The organism is Devosia sp. Root685 (genome assembly GCF_001427875.1).
GTDB lineage: Bacteria > Pseudomonadota > Alphaproteobacteria > Rhizobiales > Devosiaceae > Devosia.
Window position 1 is genome coordinate 952,546 of sequence record NZ_LMHK01000001.1, and the last position, 21,881, is coordinate 974,426.

The following is a 21,881-nucleotide window of genomic DNA, read 5'->3' on the forward strand; positions in this document are numbered from 1 at the left end:
TTTCTGGTGACAAGATATTAATCAGATATCTGATGATATTTTAAGAGAAATGTAGCCCAATCTAGTCGATTAAATGGGCTTGTTGCTCGTAGCGTCGTCAGACAACGCTCATTTATCGCTACTCCGCGTCAGCCTGACGGGATGGGTGAGCGTTCGCAAATGCCTCAAGTGCCGCACAATTCTCGGCAATGGCATTGAGCCGGCTCCATCTGGCAATTTCGAGACCAAAGCGTGAGGCGGAAAACAGCTGTGGAACCAGGCAGACATCGGCCAGCCCCGGCTGATCACCGAATGCGAACCTGGTGTGAGGGGAGTTCCGCTGTAATAGCAATTCACACGCATCCAGGCCCTCGCCGATCCAACGTTGGCACCAGGCATCGAGACCCTTCTGATCCTGCTCGAATTCTGTCCGGAGATAGTCGAGGACGCGCAGATTCTGCAGCGGGTGGATGTCGCACGCGATGGCTTGGGAAAAACCCCGTACCTGCGCCTTCGCCACAGGAGTGTTCGGCAAGAGCGCGGGCATGGGGTATGCCTCGTCAAGCCATTCGATGATGGCCAGGGACTGGGTCAAAACCACACCGTCGATCTCAAGTGCCGGCACTAGGCCCTGAGGATTTACGGTCAGGTATGCTGGCGATTTCTGTTCACCCCCACCACGGCGCAGGTGCACAAAGTGGGTCTCCGGCGTTACCCCCTTAAGATTGAATGCGATACGGCAACGGTATGCCGCGGAGCTGCGAAAGTAGCCGGAAAAACGCATTACTCTGGCCTCCCAACTGTCATGCTGACCGGAGAGAGACCGTCAATCTCACCGACAAGCACATTGCCCGTTTCAACTGCGCCGACCCCGGCCGGCGTACCCGTGAAAATCAGGTCCCCGGGCTGCAGATGGTAGTATCTTGAAAGATCCGCGATGATTTCCGGGACTGACCAAACCAGGTCGCTGAGGTGCGCATCCTGACGTGTCAGGCCATCGACGGTGAGACTAATTCTCTGTGAACCAACGGGGCCAAATTCGTCATTTCGGGTGATCTCGCCAATCACGGCCGATTGCTCGAAATCCTTCCCCAAGTCCCATGGTCTGCCTTTGGAGCGAGCGTCAAGTTGAAGGTCGCGACGCGTCATGTCCAGGCCGGTGGCGTAGCCGAATACGTAATTCAGGGCGTCAGCGGAATTGACGCGAAAAGCCGGCGCGCCAATGGCTAGAACCAGTTCCATCTCATAGTGGTAATTGCTCGTGCCCGGGGGGTAGGCAATCGTGCTGCCGCTGGGCATGAGGGATAAGGCCGACTTCAGGAAGTAGAAGGCAGCCTCTCGATCCACCTCCACCCCCATTTCTTTTGCGTGTTCGACATAGTTCCGGCCAACGCAGAAAATTCGATGCACCGGGTATGTATTCTTCTCACCCTTGATGGCCGCCTGCGGCCAGGATGGTGAGGGAAAGAGAGCGGAATTGGTCATCATATTCTTGTCCTTGTGGAGTTCGTAGGGAGCTGATTTTCGGCTGTCACTGAGAGGTCAGTCCCAGTAGCCAAGCATCGCGTCCTCCTGTTTGCGTTGTAGCTGGCTCGGCGGGTTCGTGGTGATGCCAGTGGGCGTCAATCGCTCTTAGAAAATCTCGGGGGACATCGGCGATGCGGCCCCCATTGCCGAGTTCGATTGCCCCGGACCAGACCGCTTTTGCCCTGAGAAGAACCGTGTCCACGACGGTAGCGGGGCTTTGGGAAAGGTCGACGGCCTCAGCATGCCAACCTATCCCCGGCAAGTCGCGCCATTCGACATTGAGATGCACCTCAGAGTGCTTGAACAGGTACCGCAATGCATGCGGAGGAAGCGTCTCGGCGTCCTGAATCTCACCATCGAACAGATCGAGCGTTTCGCGCCAGGATCGGGGCATCCCTACCCTGATACCCTCCAGGGCGTGTGAAAATGCGCGAGCCTGATACGAGATGCGTGCAATGGTCTCCCGGCGGGACTGTCCGGCTCGACCGGGTTCCTCAAGCTGGCTGTCGGAGAGTTCGTTGATACGGCGGGCCAGATATGCCGTGCCCCGCCGGGCCCAGAGCAAGGCGTCGGCCGGCGCTTCCGGGGCGTCGTATCGCGCTCCGACGCCCTGCCGCGCGACAAGTTCGGCCCGGGCCTGCGCTTCCAACTGATCTGCCATCGTCAGTCAGCCGGCGTAAGGACATGTGTTCTGGCAAAGTTCAGGCGCTCCATGATGGGTGCATCCGAGAACCTGAAAAGATCAAACTGCGTTTCAGCCTGTAGCGACCATGCCACCCATGATGGAACCACGAAAAGGTCGCCGATATCGAGTTTGTGCTCAACACCGCCCATGACCACGGAGCCGGAGCCTTCAAAGACCTGAAAGACGCTGGAACCCACCTCATGTCTGGCGGGGGTCTGAGTTCCGGCGCGCAGGCGATGAAACTCTGCTCGAATGGTCGGCATCACATCGCCACCCGTCGTCGGGTTGACGTATCGCACCGCAGCGTGCCCCTGCTCAACGGTGGCCGGTTGACCTTCGTCTTCGAGCAGAAGCTGCTCGGTCAACGCCCTGTCGGTGAATTCCCAACGATAAGCACCTATTGGTGAGCTGACCGTGTCCTGCAGACACGACAGCGGCCGAAGTCCAGGATGTCCCCAAAGTCGCTCTGATCTTGAGAAGCGCGGTGTCGCGTAGTCTGTGACGCGTTCAGAGCCGAACTCGAAAAAGCCGACGTCGTTCTGATATGAGAAGGGGATATCCAAGCCATCGATCCACGCCATGGGCTGGTCAGTCTCGTTGTGATGGCCATGGAAATGCCAACCTGGCGTCAGCAGAAAGTCACCGCGGCTCATGCGAACCGGGTCACCATTGACGACAGTCCAGACCCCCTCCCCTTCAACAACAAAACGAAACGCGTTTTGGGCGTGCCTGTGCTCTGGCGCGGTCTCTTTCGGTCCGAGATATTGAATGGCTGCCCACAGCGACGGGCTGATGTAGGGGCGCCCACCCAACCCGGGATTCCCTAGGCCAATTGCCCGACGTTCTCCACCCCTGCCGACGGGAACCAGATCTCCGGAACGCTGCGCAAGCGGAAAAAGCCGTGACCACTTCCAGACATGCGGCACAGCCTTAGGCGCTGGATGCCGGGGCATTAGATCATCTATCTGCGTCCAGAGCGGCATCAGGTGCTCGGCTTCGAAGTCACTGTAAAGCTTCTTAAGCGCCTCCTGTTCCTCGGCGCTTGGGGTGGTTGAATTGTTTTGCGGATCCATGATTTCCTCCCATCGTCATATCATCAGATATCTGACGATATTTGCATGGTCAATCGGTCCCTTGCGCGCACAGCCTTTTGACGCTGCAGCAGCCAACGATTAACTCCCCACCCTCAGAGCCATAATTAGAGGTCGCTATATTGTGTAGCGGGCGGATCGGAATTTCCAAATCCGGGCTCACGGGGGCCGCCAAGCCGCTGTCTGTACGGCGTGGCGACCTGAACTATCATCGAAGCTTATTCTCAATAATCGTTGTGCTCCCCGCTTCAAGGCCCGTTCGCAACACGTCATTCGCCACGCGAATTGTGCCCGTGTAACCGTTCGGCGTGTGTGCAATCAGAGCGGTCAGTTGGCCATCCTGCCACTCAAAATCCAGTGTAACGCCGCCGCGGGCGCGGACGCCCTTCAGCTTGCCTGACGGCCAAAGTGCGGGCAGCGCGGGCAGGAGGACAATTTCCTCCGCACCGGACTGGACCAGCATTTCGAGGATGCCTGCTGCGCCCCCGAAATTGCCATCAATCTGGAAAGGCGGATGGGCGTCGAACAGGTTGGGATAGGTCCGGTCGGGGTGGATCAGCCGCGCCAATATCTCGTGGGCATGGTTGCCATCGCGCAATCGGGCCCAAAGATTGAGCCGCCAACCGAGCCCCCAGCCTGTCGCATCGTCCCCCCGAATAAGGAGCGAGGTGCGCGCGGCCTCGGCAAGCGCCGGTGTGGTATCGAGCGAGATCTGCTGGCTCGGGTATAGGCCATAAAGATGCGAGACATGGCGGTGGTGCCGATAAGGAGCCTCGAGGTCCCAATCCTCCAACCATTCCTGCAATTGGCCCGCTCCGCCGATGCGATCGGGTGGCAGGCGCTCATGGGCGGCCTTCGCTTCTCCGGTCATTGGGTCTACAACCCCCAATTGCGCCGTGGCTGCAAGATAGGCATCGAAGAGGTCGCGCAGGATTTGGTTGTCCATGGCCGGCCCGGCGCAGAGCGTGGTCCCGTGGGGGTGCGGATTTTCTGGCGATAGAGACGGATTGGTGACCAGATAATTGGTGTTCGGCAGCGGTTGGAGAATGTCCAGCGCGAAACGGACCGCCCCGGCGAGAGACGGCAAGACGCGCTTCACCAGATCATCCGGGCCGCCGGCGAAGACAATGTGATCCCATAGCTGGACGCATAGCCACGCGCCGCCGGTGGGCCAAAGCCCCCATTGTGCAGCGTCGATTGGTCCGGTGGCGCGCCACAGGTCAGTATTGTGATGCAGAACCCACCCTCGCGCGTCGTAGTGACGACGGGCTGTTTCGGCACCTGAGATGGCGAGGTCCTCAACCAGGTCTATCAGCGGTTCAAAGCACTCGCCCAGATTGGCGGGATCGGCCAGCCAGTAGTTCATCTGCAGATTGATATTGGCCGTATATTTGCTCTCCCAGGCCGGGATCGTGTCTTTGTTCCAGACGCCTTGCAGCGTTGCCGGCTGGGTGCCGGGGCGGCTGCAGGACAGCATCAAATAGCGGCCGTATTGCACATAGAGGGCCGCGAGTGCGGGGTCGGCGCCGAGGTGAAACTGGGCGACGCGCTCATCGGTTGGAAGGTCTGGGCGCCCCGAGCCAAGCTCGACGTCCAGACGATCAAACAGTTTTTGATGGGCGAGGACGTGATCGGCGCGGATCGTCGCGTAGTCTTTGCGTGAGACTGCCTGGCGGCGCCTGGCTATGCTGTCGCCCGGGTCTCCTGAAACATCGTCAAAACGGCGGAAGGAGGTCGCGATGTCGAGGATCACGACGGCCGCGTCGGCGCCCCGGACCAGAAGTCGCCGGCCCCGGCGCTCGGCAAACCCGCCTTCGAGGCGCAGATCGAGGCCAATCGCGAAGCGTAGGGCGGCCTCGACGCCCTCCTTTCCAAAGTTCCTGCCGCGATAGTCCAGACCGAAGGCATCCCCGTCCAGCCACTCACCGGCCTGGGGACTGTCCAGATTGATCTCGAAGTCCAGCGCGCCGGCACGGGATGACTCCACCCTGAAGACCAGCACGTCATCGGCCGCGGAGATAAAGCACTCGCGCCGGAAGCTGGCAGCATCGTCGGTGAGGCCCGCGCCCAGAAGTTGGTAACCGGACGAGACAATGGCTGTCTTCAGATCCAGTGTCCTGCGATAGCTACCCGGCACGGCCTCGTGATTGAATTCAAGAAAGAGATTGCCCGCAGGCTGAAAGCTCATCTGCTTGAGTGGCTGCGCCATCAGGCCCTCATTGGCCAGAGCCTGAGCTTCAGCGTAACGGCCCGCAAAAATCAGAGATCGCACTTCGGCCAGGTTTGGCGCCGCAGAGGGATTGATGGGCTGGTAGGGGCCGCCCGACCACAGCGTGGCTTCATTAAGCTGGACGTCTTCCCGTCCCACCCCGCCATGGACCATGGCGCCAAGTCGCCCGTTTCCTACGGGCAGCGCTTCGGTCCATTCCCGAGCAGGATGGCGATACCAGAGTTCCAGATCAGACATAGTTTGCCTCGTAACGTTCCAATGTTTGCCGCAAAGGGGACTGCCCCCCTGCGGCCATGGCCAAAAGTCGTCCATTGGCCTCCACATCCGCGCTGTGCAGGACCCGGAGGTGCTGCACCCAATGTCAGCTTCCGATTTGCGTAGGTGATGCGGGACCGCCCGTCATGAAGCAGCAGACAGCTTCAGGCGCTGACCGCTGCTTTCGAAGAACAAAGCCCGCTCGGTCCGGAGGCCCACCGACACCTGGTCGCCGGACGTGATACCGGTTTGTTCGCGTGCCTCCACGATCAGGGCTTCGCCGGATTTGGTGGTGCCATAGAGATAGCGCGTGCCGCCCAGGTTTTCGATCACATCGGCGGTGATAGTCAATTGCGGGCCGTCGCCGCCGAAGACGAAATGTTCGGGCCTAATGCCCACGACCATGTCCTGAGTGGAAGGCGCACCGGAAATGGCAAGCGTGGGACCGGCCTCGAGCTGGACGGAGCCATTGGAAGGGCTGGCGCGCAGGAAGTTCATCCGAGGCGAGCCGATGAAGCCGGCGACAAACAGGTTTTGCGGGTCCTCGTAAAGCCCGTCGGGCGTACCGACCTGTTCGATCTTGCCGGCGCGCATCACCACGATCTGGTCGGCCAGCGTCATGGCCTCGGTCTGGTCATGGGTGACATAGATCATCGTCGATTTGAGCGTATTGTGCAGCTTGGCGATCTCGACGCGCATGGAGACTCGCAGTTCCGCGTCGAGATTGGACAGGGGCTCGTCGAACAGGAAGACTTCGGGATTACGCACGATGGCCCGGCCGATGGCGACACGCTGGCGCTGCCCGCCCGATAGCTGCGCTGGCCGGCGCTTGAGCAAGGGCTCGATCTGCAGGGTCGCCGCGGCTGCCGCCACGCGCTGGGCGATAGCCGGCTTGTCGAGCTTGGCCATGCGCAGCGAGAAACCGATATTTTGCTCCACCGTCATGTGCGGGTAGAGCGCATAGTTCTGGAACACCATGGCGATGCCGCGCTGGATCGGATCGGCGTCGTTGACGCGGCGGCCGTCGATGATGACATCGCCCTTGCTGATCGGTTCGAGGCCCGCGACCATGCGCAGCAGGGTCGACTTGCCGCAACCGGATGGTCCGACAAAGACCGTGAAGCTGCCGTCGGCGATCGACAGGTTCAAGGTGTCGATGACTTCCAGAGAACCGTAGCTTTTGCTGACATTCTTGAGTTCTACGCTTGCCATGATTTCCTCCTGGCGGGGGGCATGCACTGCCCTTCGATTTTGATGGTAGCGGGGCCTAACCCTTGACCCCGCCAGAGGTCAGGCCCGACAGGATGAAGCGCTGGCCCAGTAGATAGACCACGATGACCGGCAGGATGGTCAGCAGGATATCGGCACTGACCAGGTTCCAGTCCTGCTGGAACTGGCCGAAGAAATTGTAGACTGCCAGCGTCATCGGCCAGTTGGCACTACTGTTGAGGTAGTAGAGCGGGAAGATGAAATCGCTCCAGACGCCGAGGAAGTTAAGGATGGCCGCCGTAGCCAGCACCGGTGTCAGCAGTGGCAGGATGATCAGGAAGAACAGCGACAGCGGCTTGCAGCCATCGACGATGGCGGCCTCGTCCAACTCCTTGGGAATGGTTTCGATGAAGCCGTAGATCAGGAAAACCGTGAATGGTATCTGCGTGGCGGCATAGAGCAGGATAATGCCTAGCCGCGTGTTGTTCAGGTTGGTGAACTGCATCACCGATGTCAGGGTGAAGTAGTTGATGGGCAGGGCAATGCCCATGATGATGAACAGGTAAAGAAACCGCCGGCCACGGGTCCTGGCGCGAGACAGGACATAGGCGGCCATGGCCGAGACCAGCGTGGTGATCGCGGTGGACGCCGTGGCGTAAAGCAGGCTGTTGAAGAAACTGGTCCAAAGCTTGCCCTGGGCGATGACCGTCGAGAAATTCTCGAAATGCCATTCGGTCGGCAGCTCCATGCTCATGGCACTGGCCTGGGCCCGCGATTTGAAGGCGTTGACCGCGATCAGATAGATCGGGATGACCATGACCAGGCTAGCCAGAATGGCCATCGAATGCGCGCCGGCCGCCTTGAGGTTCTTGTTTGCCATCTGAGGTCCCCGCTATCGAGTGGGTTTGCGTTCGAGCAGACGGATGACGAAGTATCCGGCCACGGCAAGTATGACGAAAAGGACGCTTGATATGGCCGTGCCCAGGCCGAAGCGTCCCTGAGAGAAGGCCTTGAAGATTTCGGTATAGATCACCTCGGTGGCGTAGCCGGGGCCGCCATTGGTCAACGCGTAGACGATGTCGAAGACACGCAGCCCATGCAGCACGTTGAGCACGGTGACGACGACAATGGCCGGCATCAGCATGGGAATGGTGACGTGCCGGAAACGGGCCCAGGCCCCTGCCCCGTCAATCTTGGCGGCCTCGTAATATTCCTTGGGAATTGTCTGGAGGCCGGCCAGCAGGATCACCGTAATGAAGCCAACGCCCTTCCAGGTGTCGACGCCGATGATCGAAAAAAGTGCGATCCGCGGATCCACCAGCCATTGCAGGGCGAACCCGTCGAGCCCGACGCTGCGCAGGAACGAATTCAGCAGCCCGGTTGCGGGGTTCAGGATGGACTTGAAAATCAGGGCGACGATCAGAGTGGGCAGCACCACCGGCAGATAGATGAGCACGCGATAGAGGTTGACGAAGCGCTTGACCCCTTCATGCAGCAACACGGCAAGACCGAGGCCCAGCACGGTCTTGAGCGCGATGCTGACGACGGCAAAGATCATCGTATTGGCGAGGTAGGTGAGATAGCGTTCCTTGGGGGAGAATATCCTGGCGTAATTGTCCAGCCCGATGAAATTGACCTCGGTGGAGTAGCTGTTCCAGTCGGTGAAGGAATAGCCGATGCCGCCAATGCTGGGGACAATGAAAAAGGTCAGATAAAGAACCAGAGCCGGCAGCACGAAATAGGCCGGATATGGGCCACGCAGCATGATTTTCTCCCAGGGCTTGAGCAGCTCCCCGCCCCTTCGGGCGGAGAGCCTTGGTCTGGATGGAGGCGTGGTCTATTGCCAGGCGGGATCGCGGGCCGTGCGGGCCAGATCAGTTCGCCGGCTATCGATGCTGCTCAACACGTCGGCGGGCTGCATGGCGCCGGTGAACATGGCCGTGAGATCCTTGCCCACGTCCATCCATTGCGCATTCGCATAGGTCACCGCGGTCTGGTAGACCGTTCCACGGGCATCCTTGTAACGGTCCATGAAGGCCTGCGTCTCCGGCGACAACTTGCTCGTGAGACCCGGGAACGGCAGGTTGTTGAACTGCGGCGAGTGGTCAATGAAATACTGCATGTTCTCGGGCTGGGTCAGAAACTGCAGGTATTGCTTGGCGGCGTCGGCATGGGGCGAGGTGGCCGAGACGAACTTGGTGGGACCGGCAGGATTGATGTTGAGCTGCTGGTTGTCGCCAAGCGGTATGAGGAAAATCCCGTAATTGTTGGCATCAATGTCGGGGAAGTCATTCTTCATTTGCTGGATGAAGCCGTTCGCGGCCAGCACCATCGCCGCGTCGCCCTCTGCCATAACCTTGCCGGATTCCGAATAGGCATCCGAAAGGGCGTTAGTGCCGAAGCAGCCCGAGTCATAGAGGTCCTTCAACTGGGTCAGGACTGTGAGCATCGCTTCGTTTTCCGAGAACGTGGCCTGGTTGGCATTCAGCGCTTCCGCCAGGCCCGGCGTGACTTTTTCGTAGTGCGGCCCCAGCTCGAAGAACCACAACACATGGTGCCACCCGTCGGAAACCGGCTCGTAGATGGGCTGTATTCCATTATCCAGCAGGGTCGTGCAGATCGTCTTGAGCCCTTCGAACGAAGTGGGCGCCTCAAGGTTGAACCGGGCAAAGATTTCCTTGTTGTAGTTGACGACCGGGGGGCCGCCCAGCGTGTCCCAATAGGTCAGGCCATAGAGCTTGCCGTCGACGCTGGCCTGCGCCGCCACCAGCGGATCTTCCAGCTTTGCCCATGGCTCGTTTGACAGGTCCAGGGCGTTCTTCTCGACATTGTACTGTAGCTGCAAGTCGGTAACGCCGCTCTGCCCGCCAAAGATATCGGGCGCCTCCCCCGAATTAAGCTTGGTGCGCAACACGCTGAAATACTGGTCGGACGGGATGATCTGGTAGTCGATATGGATGCCGGTCTGTTCCTCGAACTTCTTGCCCAGTTCGAGTTCGGCATCCGCTACCCAGCCCTGGCTGGCCAGATAGGTCAGCGTAGTGCCCTCTGCGTTTGCCGGCGTGATGCCGATGGCAGCCATAGCGAGCGCGCCAAACGCGGCCGAGGCCAAAGCCTGTGCAACGATTCTGCTTCTCATGGTCGTTCCTCCTCAGGATGTGCAATTTGCACGGTTCAGCCGCCGGCCCCCTCATGACCGATGACTGTCTTCAACGGCCGCTAATGCGCGGCGATAGCGACGAAACTTCCCCCTCTGTGGTCCGCCAGAAGAAGGGTTCAAAACTCTCAAAGCCCAGATCGGCGATTTCGGCGAGCCGTTCGACGGTCCGATCGCCGGAGGCGTCCACCCAGGTTCCGATGCGCATGGATTTGGCGCTGGCGCTCATAGATACCCTCAGGCCTCGATGGTGACGCGCTGGCGGGTCCTGGCGCTTTCGATGGCACCAAACACCATGGCCAGGCTCTTGATATTGTCCGATGCGGCCGATTCCGGGCTTCGACCGGTCTCCACCGCGTCGAGAAAATCGGCAATCACGCTTTCATGCTCACGCGTGACGCGGTCATCGTCCCAGGCGGGGATAGCCACTTCGCGCAGGGGACGGAAAAAGCCTTCATCCCCATCGACGACATGCGCCGTGACCGTGTCTTCGCCATCCCAGAGCAGGGTTCCCTTGCTGCCCACGATCCGCCAGCCGGCCTCCCAACTCGTATTGGCGCCCTCGGCCGCCCAGGAACCGCGATAGGTAAAGGTGATATCGTCCTCGAATTCGAAAATGGCATTGGCGACCGCCCCGTGGCGGTACCAGGACCCGGCGGGATTGGTCTCCTGGCAATAGACCGCCGTTGCATTGCGCCCGGACATGTAGCGGGCCGCGTCGAATGTGTGGATCGCCATGTCGAGCAACAACACATGTTCCATCTCGTCGCGGAAACCGCCGAAATGGGCGCCGATGAAGAAGTCGCAATGGAGCGCGCTGACCCGGCCGATCATGCCCTTGGCCAGCACCTTGCGGATGCGCCTGATGCTGGTCTTGAAGCGACGGTTCTGCGTGACCGCATGGACCAGCCCCGAGCGGTTGGAGATGTCCAGCAGCGCTTCCGCATTCTCAAGCGTATCGGCCATGGGTTTTTCGGTCAGTACATGGCAGCCCGCCGCCAGGGCATTGGTTACGATATTCTTTCGAGCCATCGGAACGGCGACATCGAAAAGCATGTCCGCAGGCGTTCCGGCCAGGGCAGCGTCGAGATCGGCATAGATGGGCAGGTCCGGTGAGCCCAGGCTGGCGCGCAGCGCGGCAGCGGCCTCAATATTGGCGTCCACCAGCGCGACGATGGATAGCCGCTGCGCAAGATCGGGCTGCGCTACCGCTTTCAGCCACCCGGCACCCATAACTCCACAACCCACCAGAATGGCTCGTTTCAAAGATCGCCTCCCAAACGCTTACGTCATTGTAGATTATTTTTCTAATGTACTGTAAGCGATTACAACGCTATGTGTGGGTACGTTCCTGTGTCAACACCAAAGTGAGACCCAGAGAGGCGGAAAATAATGAGAGGAATTTCCCGGCTGGCCCGCGAGCTCAAGCTCTCGTCAGGCACTATTTCCCGTGCTCTCAACAACAAATCAGGCGTCAATCCCGAGACCAGGCGCAAGGTCCTCGCAGCTGCCGAGCGTCTTGGTTATGAACCCAATCAAGCAGCCAGAACGCTGGCGTCGGGGCGCACGGGGTCGATCGGCTTCATGATCGATCTCGATCGGGATTCCGTGTCCAATGGCGACAGTTTTTTCATGGGTGTATTCGATGGCGTGCAGACCGAGCTGGCTCTGCATGATCTCGATCTGCTCGTCCTGCCCTGCCCAAGCCGGCAGGACAAGTTCGCCTACCTGGACAAAATGATCTCGCGCCAACAGGTCGACGGCATGATCCTTTCCGAGATCGAATCCGACGATGCACGCATAGATTATTTGAAAGAGGCCGGCGTGCCCTTCGTTACGCTGGGGCGCACGACATCCAATCAGCACTATTCATGGGTGGACCTCGATTTCGAGGGGGTCGCACAGGTGGCTGTCGATCGTCTGGTGTCTCTGGGCCACCGCCGCATCGCCATCACGGTACCTTTCGGCAAAGTAAATTTTGGTCGCGTGTTCAAGACTGCCTTCGCTGAGCGTCTAGCCTTTCATGGCTTGGAATTTGACTCTCAACTGGTGTTTCAAACCGGTATCGGAGAAGAAGACGGCTACCACCTCGTCGACCCCATGATTGACCGACCCGATCCGCCCACGGCCGTTCTGCTCATTTTCGATGCTACAGCGATAGGCATCTACCGGCGACTCTCCGAGCGCGATCTCGCGCCCGGCACCGATTTCTCCGTCATCGGGCTGCGTGACGAGGCCTCGGTGCGTTACCTGCGACCGGGCCTGACGAGCTTTGACGTATCCCTGCACGACGTCGGTCGCGAGCTTGCCAGGGCTCTGCTCCCGCAGGTATCGGGAGGGGCACCTGCGATGGTCGACCTAATCCAGGTCAAGGTGCCCATGGAGTTGAAGGCTCGCCAGAGCGACTGCCCCGTGGCCTCGCGGGCCATACGGGACCCGCTGCTTCTGAACGGCGGGTAAATAGCTGCCCCCGTGTTCTCTGCCGCCGGGTTATCTTGCCTGCTATTCTTCGGCCGCTGACGAGGCGTTTGCCGAGTTCTTCAGGTACCGCTCGAAGAAGGCAGCCAGTTTGCCATAGGCGAAGCGCGTGAGCGTGCGGCTTTGCTTGGCCCAGGCATGCCCCGTTCCAGGAAGAGTGACCAGCTCGAACGTCTTGCCTTGATCGATCATCTTCTCGACGAGCGCCATCGTGTCGGCATAGAGCACGACCTCGTCCTTGGTGCCATGGATGATGGTCAATGCATCCGCAAGGCCCGCGCTGTGGAAGAGCGCCGATTGCGCGCGGTAGCGCTCGATATAGTCCTCGCCTTCGGCGAGACCCATGATCCAGCCCTGCTCGGGATAGGCGTGCCAGACATTGGTCGCAGGCGCCCCAGCGAAGCCAGCGGCGTAAAAGCCCGGTTTCTTGAACAGGGACATCAGCGTCATCAGGCCGCCATAGCTCGAACCCCAGAGGCCGACGCGCTTGGGGTCGGCATAGCCGAGGCCGGTCAGTGTCGAGACACAATCGGCAATGTCTTCGATATCCTGGGTGCCATAGCTGTTCAGCATGGCCCGGTTCCAGTCGCGTCCACGGCCGAAGCTGCCACGGATTTCGGGACTAACGACGACGAAACCGCGGGAGGCGAGGTATTGATCGATGCCCCAACTCGGATGCGCGGCGCGACCGCCCCACTGGTTGAGGAGGCCATCGGAATAGACCGAGCCGACCACCATTGGATGGGTACCGTTGGGCTCGAAACCATGCGGGAGCATGACGCGCGCCATGAGTTCGGCGCCATCGACATGGCTCTTGAATGGGACATAGCGCACTTCCGCCCAGCGCCTTTCAGCAAAGGCGGGCAGCGGCGAATGGGTCACTTGCGCTGGGTCGCTACCCTCCATGGGCTGCACGAACAGTTCGGGCGGCGTCATGTCATCGCTGAAGAGATCGGCAAAGACGCTGAAATCAGGGGCAAAGCTTGGGACGTGAATACCGGCGAGTCCGGTCAGGCGCGAAACGGCGCCGCCAGTCAGCGCCACTGAATAGACGTGACGTTCGGCCGGATGCGCCTCGTTGGCGATGAAGTAGATTTTCCCCTTGGAAGCATCGAGGACAAATTCCGCGATCTCCCAGGGCCCGGAGGTGATCGGCTCAAGCGCGGCGCCTTGTTCGGGCAGACGATGCAGATGATTGAAGCCGTCGCGATCGGTCAGGACGATCAGGCCTTTGTCGCCGGGCGCGAATGCAACCTGCCAGTCGGGCCGAATTTTTGCCGGGTCATGCGCCGCATAGAAGACGCTGCGGGCGCCGTTGCGCGTGTCGAACATGAAGATGGTGTGGTTTTTGATCGACAGGTCGCTGCTGCTGATGAAAAGCGCATTGCCGTCCTGGGACAGGCCATAACCCCAAATGGCATCTTCGGCGTCGGGCCGATCGAACCAGGTTACCGTGCCGCCTTCGGCCTTGACGATACCAACGCGCCGGCGCGTGAGGAGATCGCCGGGGAAGGAGCGCACAAACCGGTCTCTGCGCGCTTCGCCGCGGGAATCGCAGGCAATCTCGATCTTTCGGGTATTGGTGTCGTCTGCTTCGACGAAGACGAGATTTCCGTTGGCCGCCCATTGGAAGGATTCGACACCGACGAAGGTGGAACCGGCCACCAGGGTCTTTGGCTGAGCGGTTGTGTCGGCTTTGATGGCCATCAGCGCGTTGCCGGACAAAAATGCCAGGGTGGCACAATCCGCAGATGCAGCAATCGCGCTGACATTCGGTGTCCCGATCGCCAGCGGATGGACGGTGCCATTTTCCAGAGCCAGATAAAGCTGCCCCTGGAGGACGAAGGCCAGGCGACCTTCGCTCAACCAGGCCAATTCTGAAATCCCGGCAGGCTCACCGCTGGTGCGTCCGGCCCCGAGATGGGTCAGGCGCCGCTGGGTTTTCGTGTCGCTTTTCCAGATCCAAATGTCCCGAAAGGTATGACCGACGTCATTCCAAAGGAATGCGAGACTTTTGCCGTCGGCTGACCAGGACGCAGCGGTCGGCAGCGTGCCGATAATGCTGGGCTCGCTATAGAGCGTTTCGAAGGTCAAGGGTGCGGCAGAAGGCTCGATGATCATGACTATTCTCGCGAAGCAGACGATACTAAAAGCTCAGGCCGACTTGGGGTTGAGGTCGGTCTTATAGATTTCGCCGTTCTTCATGATCAGGCGCAGGTTCTTTTCGGGCTCGGTGAGCACAGAAATATCCTTGAGCGGATTGCCGTCGACGATGAGGATATCGGCAATGGCGCCCGGCGCGATGACGCCGAGATCACCAGAACGCTGCACGATTTCGGCATTGATCGAGGTTGCGGATTTCAGCACATCCACCGGACGCTGCACGCGGGCGCGGATGGTCAATTCCTGCAGCTGGGCGAATTCCATGTCGCCCATGAGATCCGTACCGAAGCCGAGTTTCACGCCGGCATCCTCACAAAGACCCAGCATGACGATGCCGGCATCGTTGACCATGTTGAGCTTCTGCATGACATAGGGCGACAGACCCAGGCGCTCGCCGTGCTGGGCTGTGACCTCGTAGGCGACGAGCGTCGGCACGACGAACGCGTCTGCGGCGGCGACCATGGCGGCGGTCTCTGCATTGATCAGATTGGCATGCTCGATGGTGCGTACGCCGGCCCGGATCGAGTGGGCGATGGCGGCGCTTTCATAGGCGTGAGCGCAGACATATTTACCGCGCACGGATGCTTCCCGCACCACAGTGCGGATTTCTTCTTCGCTGTACTGGGGCACGTCGATGGCATCGGTGGGCGACCCGACGCCACCCGATGCCAGCACCTTGATATGGTCTGCGCCCTTGCGCAATTCGTTGCGCACGACGCTGCGGAGGTTTTCGGTTCCCTCGACGATGCGGCAGGTGAAGTAGAAGGCGCTCGAATTGAGGTCGATATCGAGGCTTTCATCGGTCGTGCTGCGATGGTCGCCATGCCCGCCGATCTGGCTGAGCGCGGGACCGCCGACGAATAGCCGCGGACCTGGAATATAGCCCTGGGCAATGGCGTTGCGAATGCCGACATCGCCGCCGGCCACGTCGCGCACGCTGGTGAAACCGCGATCGAGCATCTTGCGGATACGGGGGACGGCGCGGGCCGTCATCTCGGTCAGCGGAATATTGCGATCGTGCTCGGCGACCAGGTTAATGGCAAACACATGCGCGTGGGCATCGATAAGGCCCGGCATCAAGGTGCGCCCGCCGACGTCATATTCGGTGACGCCCTTGCCGGAAATCGACTGGTCGGTGACCGCCTCGATGCGCCCATCCACGACGAGAACGTTCATGCCCGGAATGGCCTCGTCACTGCGCCCGTCAAAGAGCGTAGCGTTGGTAAAAGCAATGGCTGCCATGTAATTTCCTCCGGCCGAGCACGTGCATACCGGCTGCAAACAGCCAGTTTTCGGGCGCTAATGTGTCGGCATCGTCACTAGCTGTAAAGTCGTTTGATCAAAAAATCACAAACTGGCAATTCCGCGCTTCCGATGGGGCGTCTCCAACGTTTTACACAGTTGGGATCGTTGACAGCGCCCCAAGCCGCCTTCTAGTATCCGCACGTTTGATCAAATGCTCAGATCGTGATTTTCGGGCTTTAGGGGAAGCATTGCCGGGAAATCCTTGAGGGTGAAGGGAACTGCCGGATTGGCAGAAAGGGAAAAAATGACACATCGGACATCTGCCAGGATGGCCTTGGCCGGGCTGACGCTCGCCTTGATGAGTTCTGCAGGCGCTTTCGCGCAAGACGCGCAGACGGGCGGTACATTGCGTGTTCTTGGTACAGCCGAGGTCGATCGCTTCGACACGGTGCCGCCAGCGACGGCCGACACCGGCAGCTTCTTTCGCGCCACGACGCGACAGCTGATCAATTTTGCGGCGTCCACCGATCCGGACGAGCAGATCGCGCCACAGGCGGACCTTGCCGACAGCGTGCCCGTGCCGACCGACGAAGGCCTCACCTATACGTTCAAGCTGCGCCAGGGCGCCAATTGGGATGCTCCCGATGGCGCGCGCCAGATCGTTGCGGGCGATGTTGAGCGCGGCTTCATGCGCCTCTGCAACCCCTTCATCCCGGCACCCGCCGTCTCTTATTTTGAAGACCTGATCGTCGGCTTTGCCGATTTCTGCGCCGGCTTTGCCGGTGTGGAGCCCACGGCGGAAGCCATGAAGGCCTATATCGAGGCGGGCGCTGTTGCCGGCATCGAGACGCCCTCGGACGATACGGTCATTTTCCGCCTCAAATATGCGGCCAACGATTTCATTTATCTGCTGACCCTGCCGGTCACGACCCCTGCGCCGGTGGAAGTGCTCGATTACCTGCCCGACAGCCCGGAATATCGTGAAAACTATATTTCCAACGGTCCCTATACGATCGAAGCCTATGTGCCGGACACGCAGGTCACCCTGACGCGCAACCCGGCATGGCAGGCCGAGAGCGATCCGCTACGCAAGGCCTATGTCGACAAGATCGAAGTGATCGCCGGCGTGCAGCCCGATGCCGCGATGCAGCAACTGCAGTCCGGCGACGGCGACATGCTTTACGACATCAACGTTCCGCCCGTTACCGTGCAGATGCTGACCATGCAGGGCGACGACAAGATCTCGACCCTGGCCGAGGGTTCCTCGCGCATGATCTGGATCAATACCGTGTCGGAGAACAATGACGGCGCATTGCGCAATCCGCTGGTGCGTCAGGCGCTGAATTATGCCGTCAACAAGGCTGCCATCGTGCAGCAATTGGGTGGCCCCGAATTCGCGACCCCGCTCAACGGCATCTTCCCGCTCGGCATTCTGGGTCACCACGACTTCGCGCCCTATCCGACCCCCGACAATCAGGGTGACGTCGCAAAGGCGCGCGAACTTCTGGCAGAAGCTGGATATCCCGATGGCCTGTCGCTGAAGATGCCATTCCGCAATGCCGGCAATGGCGCTGCCGAAGCTCAGGTTCTGCAGGCTAGCCTCGAAGAAGCCGGCTTCAAGATCGAACTGGTGCCCACGCCGCCATCCGACTTCTATCCGCGCCTGATCACCAATTTCGACAATGCGCTGAACGGCGTCTGGGACCTTGTTCCCTCCGGCTGGTCGCCGGATTGGCCGGGTGGTGCGGCGCGCTCCATCTTCCAGCCGCAATATAGCTATGACGGCACCCACGGGACGTTCAACTTCTCGGACTACAACAATGATGCGGCCAACGAAGTGGCGGCCAAGGCATTGGCGACGTCCGACCTCGCAGAAGCTGCCAAGCTCTGGAACGAGGTCGACGAAATCGTCATGGCCGATCCTCCGACCGTGCCGCTGATTTCCCAGACCACCGTTCTCTATCACGGTGCGGGCGTGCAGAACTTCCTGCCCTATGCGGCAGGCGGCAATGGCGACTGGACCAATGTCTGGCTGAGCCGCTGATAGCGACCATCCAAGTCACATGGGGGCCGGCATCCAAATTGCCGGCCTCCTGAATTCTGCTCCTTGGCAACCCATCCGCTTATGACCGTTCTCTCCGTTCGCAACCTGAACATCGACATCCCCACCGGGGACGGACACGTCCATGCCGCCCGCGACGTTTCGTTCGATGTGGAAGCTGAAGAGCTCTTCGGCATTGCCGGCGAATCCGGATCGGGCAAGAGCGTCCTGTCCCAGGCCATCATGGGGCTGCTGCCCGGCGCCGTCATCTCGGGCGAGATCCTGTTCGAAGGCCGCAACCTGCTGACGCTTTCCCCGCGGGAAATGCAGCGTTTGCGTGGCAATCGCATCGCCATGATTTCGCAGGACCCGCTCTCGAGCCTCCATCCGTTCTATACGATCGGCGCGCAGATCACCGAGGCCATCCATACGCATCGCAAGGTCGGCAAAGCCGAAGCCTTGGCCGAAGCAATCGAAATCCTCGGGCGTGTCGGCATTCACGAGCCGGAAAAGCGCGTCCACGATTACCCCCATCAGTTCTCGGGCGGCATGCGCCAACGCGTCATGATCGCCATGGCCATCGTGCTGCGCCCGGCCCTCCTCATCGCCGACGAACCCACCACAGCGCTCGATGTGACCGTGCAGGCGCAGATCATCAACCTGCTCAATCAGATGCGCCGCGAGTTGGGCACGGCGATCATCATGGTCACGCACGATCTCGAACTGCTGTCTTCCATCGCCGACCATGCCATGGTCATGTATGCCGGCAACCGCATGGAACTGGGACCGGGCGAGGCCGTGCTCACCGCCCCCGCCCATCCCTACACCCTGGGACTGCTGCGCTCTTCGCCCAGCCACGAATCCCGCGGCGCCCTGCCCTCCATTCCCGGCCAGCCGCCCAGCCTTCTCATTGAACAAAAGGCCTGCGCCTTTGCCCCGCGCTGTCCGGCCGCCATGGATATATGCCGCAGCGAGCGGCCGCCCCTGCGCGACTTCGCCGATGGCACGCGCTCGCTCTGCTGGCTGGAGAACAAGGCGGCGCATACTGCTACCGCTCTTCCCGCCGCTCCAGGCGAACCCGAGGCACCCACGAAGAGCAGCGACATCGTCGTCAGCGTTTCCGACGTTCGGCTGACCTATGGTGGCCGGTCCCTCTTTGGCAAAAACCCCGGCCTCGAAGTGCTGAAAGGCGTCAGCCTTGAACTGACGCGCGGCACCACGCTGGGCATTGTCGGTGAAAGCGGCTGCGGCAAGTCGACCCTTGCCCGCATCATCGCGGGTCTCCTGCCGCCCACATCCGGCGATGTGTCCATCGAAGGCAGAAGCGTCATCGATCTCGATCGGGCCAGCTGGGTCGACATGCGCAAGCGCGTGCAGATGGTGTTCCAGGACCCCTTCGGCTCGCTCAATCCGCGCCGGCGCGTCGGATCGATCATCGGCGATCCTTTCCGCATCCAGAATGTCGCCCATGGTGCCGAGCGGAAGACTAGGGTTCGCGACCTCATGGAAATCGTCGGGCTCAATCCCGAGCACTATAATCGCTTTCCTTCGGAGTTTTCCGGCGGCCAGCGGCAGCGCATCGGCATTGCCCGCGCCTTGGCCCTAAACCCCTCGATCATCATCTTCGATGAGCCGGTTTCCGCTCTCGATGTGTCGATCCAGGCGCAAATCCTCAACCTGATCGGCCGGCTGCAACGCGAACTTGGGCTGTCTTATCTCTTCATTTCCCACGACCTGGCGGTCGTCAGGCATGTCAGCTCCGAGATCATCGTGATGAAGGCTGGAGAAGTGGTCGAGCGTGGCGACACCGAGACGCTCTATCACCAGCCACAACACCCCTATACCCGCGAATTGCTGGCGGCAGCCGACCCCAACTATCGCAAGAGCGGCGGCGAGTTTGCAGCGCCCCTCTCTCAGGGAGTGACGCCATGAACCCCGAAATCAAGCAGCGTGGCTCATTGGAACTGACCCTGCGCCGGCTCCTCTCGGACCGCGCCGGACTGGTATCGATGGTATTCATCATCGCCCTCGTCGTGGCGGCTGTCGGTGCCGATGGAATTGCGGCGCTGACCGGTCACTCGGCGACTGCCCAGTTCCTCGCCACCGGCCTTACGCCCACGGGCCTGCCAGTACCGCCCAGCGGAGAATTTCTGTTCGGCACCGATCAGTTGGGGCGTGACGTGCTCGTGCGCCTCGCCCATGGCGCCCGGATATCACTCGCCATCGGCGTCGTCGCCTCGCTGCTGGCTGCCATCATCGGCGTAACCGTCGGGCTCGTGGCGGGTTATTTCGGCGGCTGGATCGATGTCGTGCTGGGGCGTCTCATGGATCTCGTCATGAGTATCCCCGTGCTGCTCTGCATGCTCTCGCTCGTGGCCGTGTTCGGGCCAAGTATGACCCTCAGCCTCATCGTCATCGTGTTCTTTTCCTGGACGACGATGGGCCGTGTCATCCGCGGACAGGTGCTGTCCCTCAGGGAACGCGAATTCGTGCTGGCATCCCGCTCGATGGGCGCAGGGCACCTCTCGATCATGTTCACCGACATCCTGCCCAATCTCGGCGCGCCGATCATCATCTACACAACCATGATGGTCCCCACCTCGATCATTTTCGAGGCCACCCTTTCCTTCCTCGGTCTCGGCATCGTCCCGCCGGCACCGAGTTGGGGTGGCATGCTGGCGGAGGCCGCCAACAACTCCATCTACATGTTCGCCTGGTGGCTGGTGCTCTTCCCGGGTCTAGCGCTGCTTTTCACTACGCTGTCCTTCAACATCCTGGGCGATGCCCTGCGCGACGCGCTCGACCCGGCCAGCATGCGAAACAAGGTGCAGAAGAAAAAGAAGCAATCCGCGGGAGCTGCGTCATGATCTCCTTCATCGCCAGCCGGATCGGTTTTGCTGCGCTTGTGCTGATCATGCTCAGCGGCTTTGTGTTCACCCTCTTCTTCGTCGCGCCGGGCGATCCCGCGCGCATCGTTGCCGGCGAGCGCGCTACCGAGGCGCAGGTCGCCATGGTGCGCGAAAATCTAGGTCTCGACCGCCCGATCATCGAGCAATATGTCAGCTTCGTCGGCCGCAGCCTCAGCGGCGATCTCGGCTATTCCTACCGCAATCAGCAGCCCGTTCTCGAGCTGATCAAGAACCGCATGCCGGCGACCATTTCGCTGTGCGTCGGGGCCGTCATTCTCTGGCTCTTGATGGGTATTCCCATCGGCATCATGTCGGCGCGCCGGCCGGGAAGCCTTGCCGACCGCATAGGCCAGGGGTTTGTCCTGATCGGCGTCAGCTTCCCATCTTTCGTGCTGGGCATGGCGGCGCTGTACTTCCTCTATTTCGTGCCACGCCAGGCCGGTTTCACCCTGTTCCCGCCAGGTGGCTATCGGCCGTTCCTCGACAATCCCGGCCTTTGGGCCTGGCACCTGATGCTGCCCTGGTTCACGCTGGCGCTAACCTCGGCCGCCATCTATGCGCGATTGACGCGCGGACAGCTGCTCGAAGTGCTGGGCGAAGACTATATCCGCACGGCCCGGGCTAAAGGCCTGTCCGAGCGCAAGGTCGTCTACAAGCATGGCGTGCGCTCGATCTTCTCGCCCCTCACGACTCAGCTCGGCGCCGACATCGCGGCGCTTCTCGGAGGCGCTCTGGTCACCGAGCAGGTCTTCGGCCTTCAGGGCATCGGCTCGCTAGCCGTCCAGTCGGTGCAGACCCAGGATCGACCCGTGATCATTGGCGTCGTCATGCTGGCCGGCTTCTTCATCGTCATCGCCAACCTGATCGTGGATTTTCTCTACATCCTGCTCGATCCGCGCATTCGGACCTGAC

The 21,881-nt window shown here is 60.6% G+C and carries 17 protein-coding genes and 1 pseudogene; 5 read left to right on the top strand and 13 right to left on the bottom strand.

Going from position 1 to position 21,881, the window contains the following annotated elements; all coding sequences use genetic code 11:
• Positions 1–118: 118 nt before the first annotated feature.
• The 11 genes and pseudogenes from maiA to ASD83_RS04690 all read right to left on the bottom strand — a co-directional run bounded on the left by maiA (position 119) and on the right by ASD83_RS04690 (position 11,399).
• Positions 119–763 carry a maleylacetoacetate isomerase gene (gene maiA, locus ASD83_RS04645; RefSeq protein WP_056308394.1) on the bottom strand — a complete coding sequence of 215 codons (645 nt, stop codon included), beginning with the start codon at positions 761–763 and terminating at the stop codon, positions 119–121.
• Complete coding sequence (locus tag ASD83_RS04650; RefSeq protein WP_320409096.1) at positions 763–1,467, bottom strand: fumarylacetoacetate hydrolase family protein; 705 nt, start codon at positions 1,465–1,467, stop codon at positions 763–765. The genes maiA and ASD83_RS04650 overlap by 1 nt, the downstream gene beginning before the upstream one ends.
• Positions 1,468–1,510: 43 nt before the next feature.
• Positions 1,511–2,167, bottom strand: coding sequence for a maleylpyruvate isomerase N-terminal domain-containing protein (locus ASD83_RS04655; protein WP_056308396.1), 657 nt, complete (start codon positions 2,165–2,167; stop codon positions 1,511–1,513).
• Positions 2,168–2,169: 2 nt separating this feature from the next.
• Positions 2,170–3,264 carry a cupin domain-containing protein gene (locus ASD83_RS04660; RefSeq protein ID WP_056308397.1) on the bottom strand — a complete coding sequence of 365 codons (1,095 nt, stop codon included), beginning with the start codon at positions 3,262–3,264 and terminating at the stop codon, positions 2,170–2,172.
• Between the two features lie 226 nt (positions 3,265–3,490).
• Positions 3,491–5,749 carry a glycosyl hydrolase family 95 catalytic domain-containing protein gene (locus ASD83_RS04665; protein WP_082560949.1) on the bottom strand — a complete coding sequence of 753 codons (2,259 nt, stop codon included), beginning with the start codon at positions 5,747–5,749 and terminating at the stop codon, positions 3,491–3,493.
• 162 nt (positions 5,750–5,911) lie between these two features.
• Positions 5,912–6,979, bottom strand: a complete 1,068-nt coding sequence (locus ASD83_RS04670; RefSeq protein WP_056308399.1) for an ABC transporter ATP-binding protein — start codon at positions 6,977–6,979, stop codon at positions 5,912–5,914.
• Between the two features lie 55 nt (positions 6,980–7,034).
• Complete coding sequence (locus ASD83_RS04675; RefSeq protein ID WP_056308401.1) at positions 7,035–7,856, bottom strand: carbohydrate ABC transporter permease; 822 nt, start codon at positions 7,854–7,856, stop codon at positions 7,035–7,037.
• A 12-nt stretch (positions 7,857–7,868) separates the two neighbouring features.
• On the bottom strand, positions 7,869–8,741 hold the full coding sequence (locus ASD83_RS04680) for a carbohydrate ABC transporter permease (protein WP_056308403.1): 873 nt from the start codon (positions 8,739–8,741) through the stop codon (positions 7,869–7,871).
• 72 nt (positions 8,742–8,813) lie between these two features.
• Positions 8,814–10,115 (bottom strand): ABC transporter substrate-binding protein, encoded by a 1,302-nt coding sequence (locus ASD83_RS04685; RefSeq protein ID WP_082560950.1) that lies wholly within the window; start codon positions 10,113–10,115, stop codon positions 8,814–8,816.
• Between the two features lie 106 nt (positions 10,116–10,221).
• Positions 10,222–10,362, bottom strand: a pseudogene (locus ASD83_RS20870) (sugar phosphate isomerase/epimerase); the annotation flags it as partial.
• A gap of 8 nt (positions 10,363–10,370) precedes the next feature.
• The gene (locus ASD83_RS04690) at positions 10,371–11,399 is read right to left on the bottom strand and encodes a Gfo/Idh/MocA family protein (protein ID WP_082560951.1); all 1,029 of its coding nucleotides are present in this window, start codon (positions 11,397–11,399) and stop codon (positions 10,371–10,373) included.
• Positions 11,400–11,525: 126 nt separating this feature from the next.
• Here ASD83_RS04690 and ASD83_RS04695 point away from each other — a divergent pair, with 126 nt between their 5' ends.
• Entirely contained in the window at positions 11,526–12,593 is a 1,068-nt protein-coding gene (locus ASD83_RS04695) for a substrate-binding domain-containing protein (RefSeq protein WP_056308409.1), read from the top strand.
• A gap of 42 nt (positions 12,594–12,635) precedes the next feature.
• Here ASD83_RS04695 and ASD83_RS04700 read toward each other — a convergent pair whose 3' ends face one another.
• Both ASD83_RS04700 and ASD83_RS04705 read right to left on the bottom strand, forming a co-directional pair.
• Entirely contained in the window at positions 12,636–14,732 is a 2,097-nt protein-coding gene (locus ASD83_RS04700) for a prolyl oligopeptidase family serine peptidase (RefSeq protein ID WP_056308411.1), read from the bottom strand.
• Between the two features lie 33 nt (positions 14,733–14,765).
• A complete protein-coding gene (locus ASD83_RS04705) occupies positions 14,766–16,016 on the bottom strand; it encodes a metal-dependent hydrolase family protein (RefSeq protein WP_056308413.1) in 1,251 nt (416 codons plus the stop codon).
• Between the two features lie 307 nt (positions 16,017–16,323).
• Between ASD83_RS04705 and ASD83_RS04710 the strand changes: the two genes are divergently transcribed.
• The 4 genes from ASD83_RS04710 (at position 16,324) to ASD83_RS04725 (ending at position 21,880) form a co-directional block, all read left to right on the top strand.
• Entirely contained in the window at positions 16,324–18,063 is a 1,740-nt protein-coding gene (locus tag ASD83_RS04710; protein WP_056308414.1) for an ABC transporter substrate-binding protein, read from the top strand.
• 63 nt (positions 18,064–18,126) lie between these two features.
• The gene (locus ASD83_RS04715) at positions 18,127–19,992 is read left to right on the top strand and encodes an ABC transporter ATP-binding protein (RefSeq protein WP_244489097.1); all 1,866 of its coding nucleotides are present in this window, start codon (positions 18,127–18,129) and stop codon (positions 19,990–19,992) included.
• Positions 19,989–20,927 (top strand): ABC transporter permease, encoded by a 939-nt coding sequence (locus ASD83_RS04720; protein WP_056308418.1) that lies wholly within the window; start codon positions 19,989–19,991, stop codon positions 20,925–20,927. Before ASD83_RS04715 ends, ASD83_RS04720 begins: the two co-directional genes overlap by 4 nt.
• Positions 20,924–21,880, top strand: a complete 957-nt coding sequence (locus tag ASD83_RS04725; protein ID WP_056308420.1) for an ABC transporter permease — start codon at positions 20,924–20,926, stop codon at positions 21,878–21,880. The genes ASD83_RS04720 and ASD83_RS04725 overlap by 4 nt, the downstream gene beginning before the upstream one ends.
• Position 21,881 lies beyond the last annotated feature (1 nt).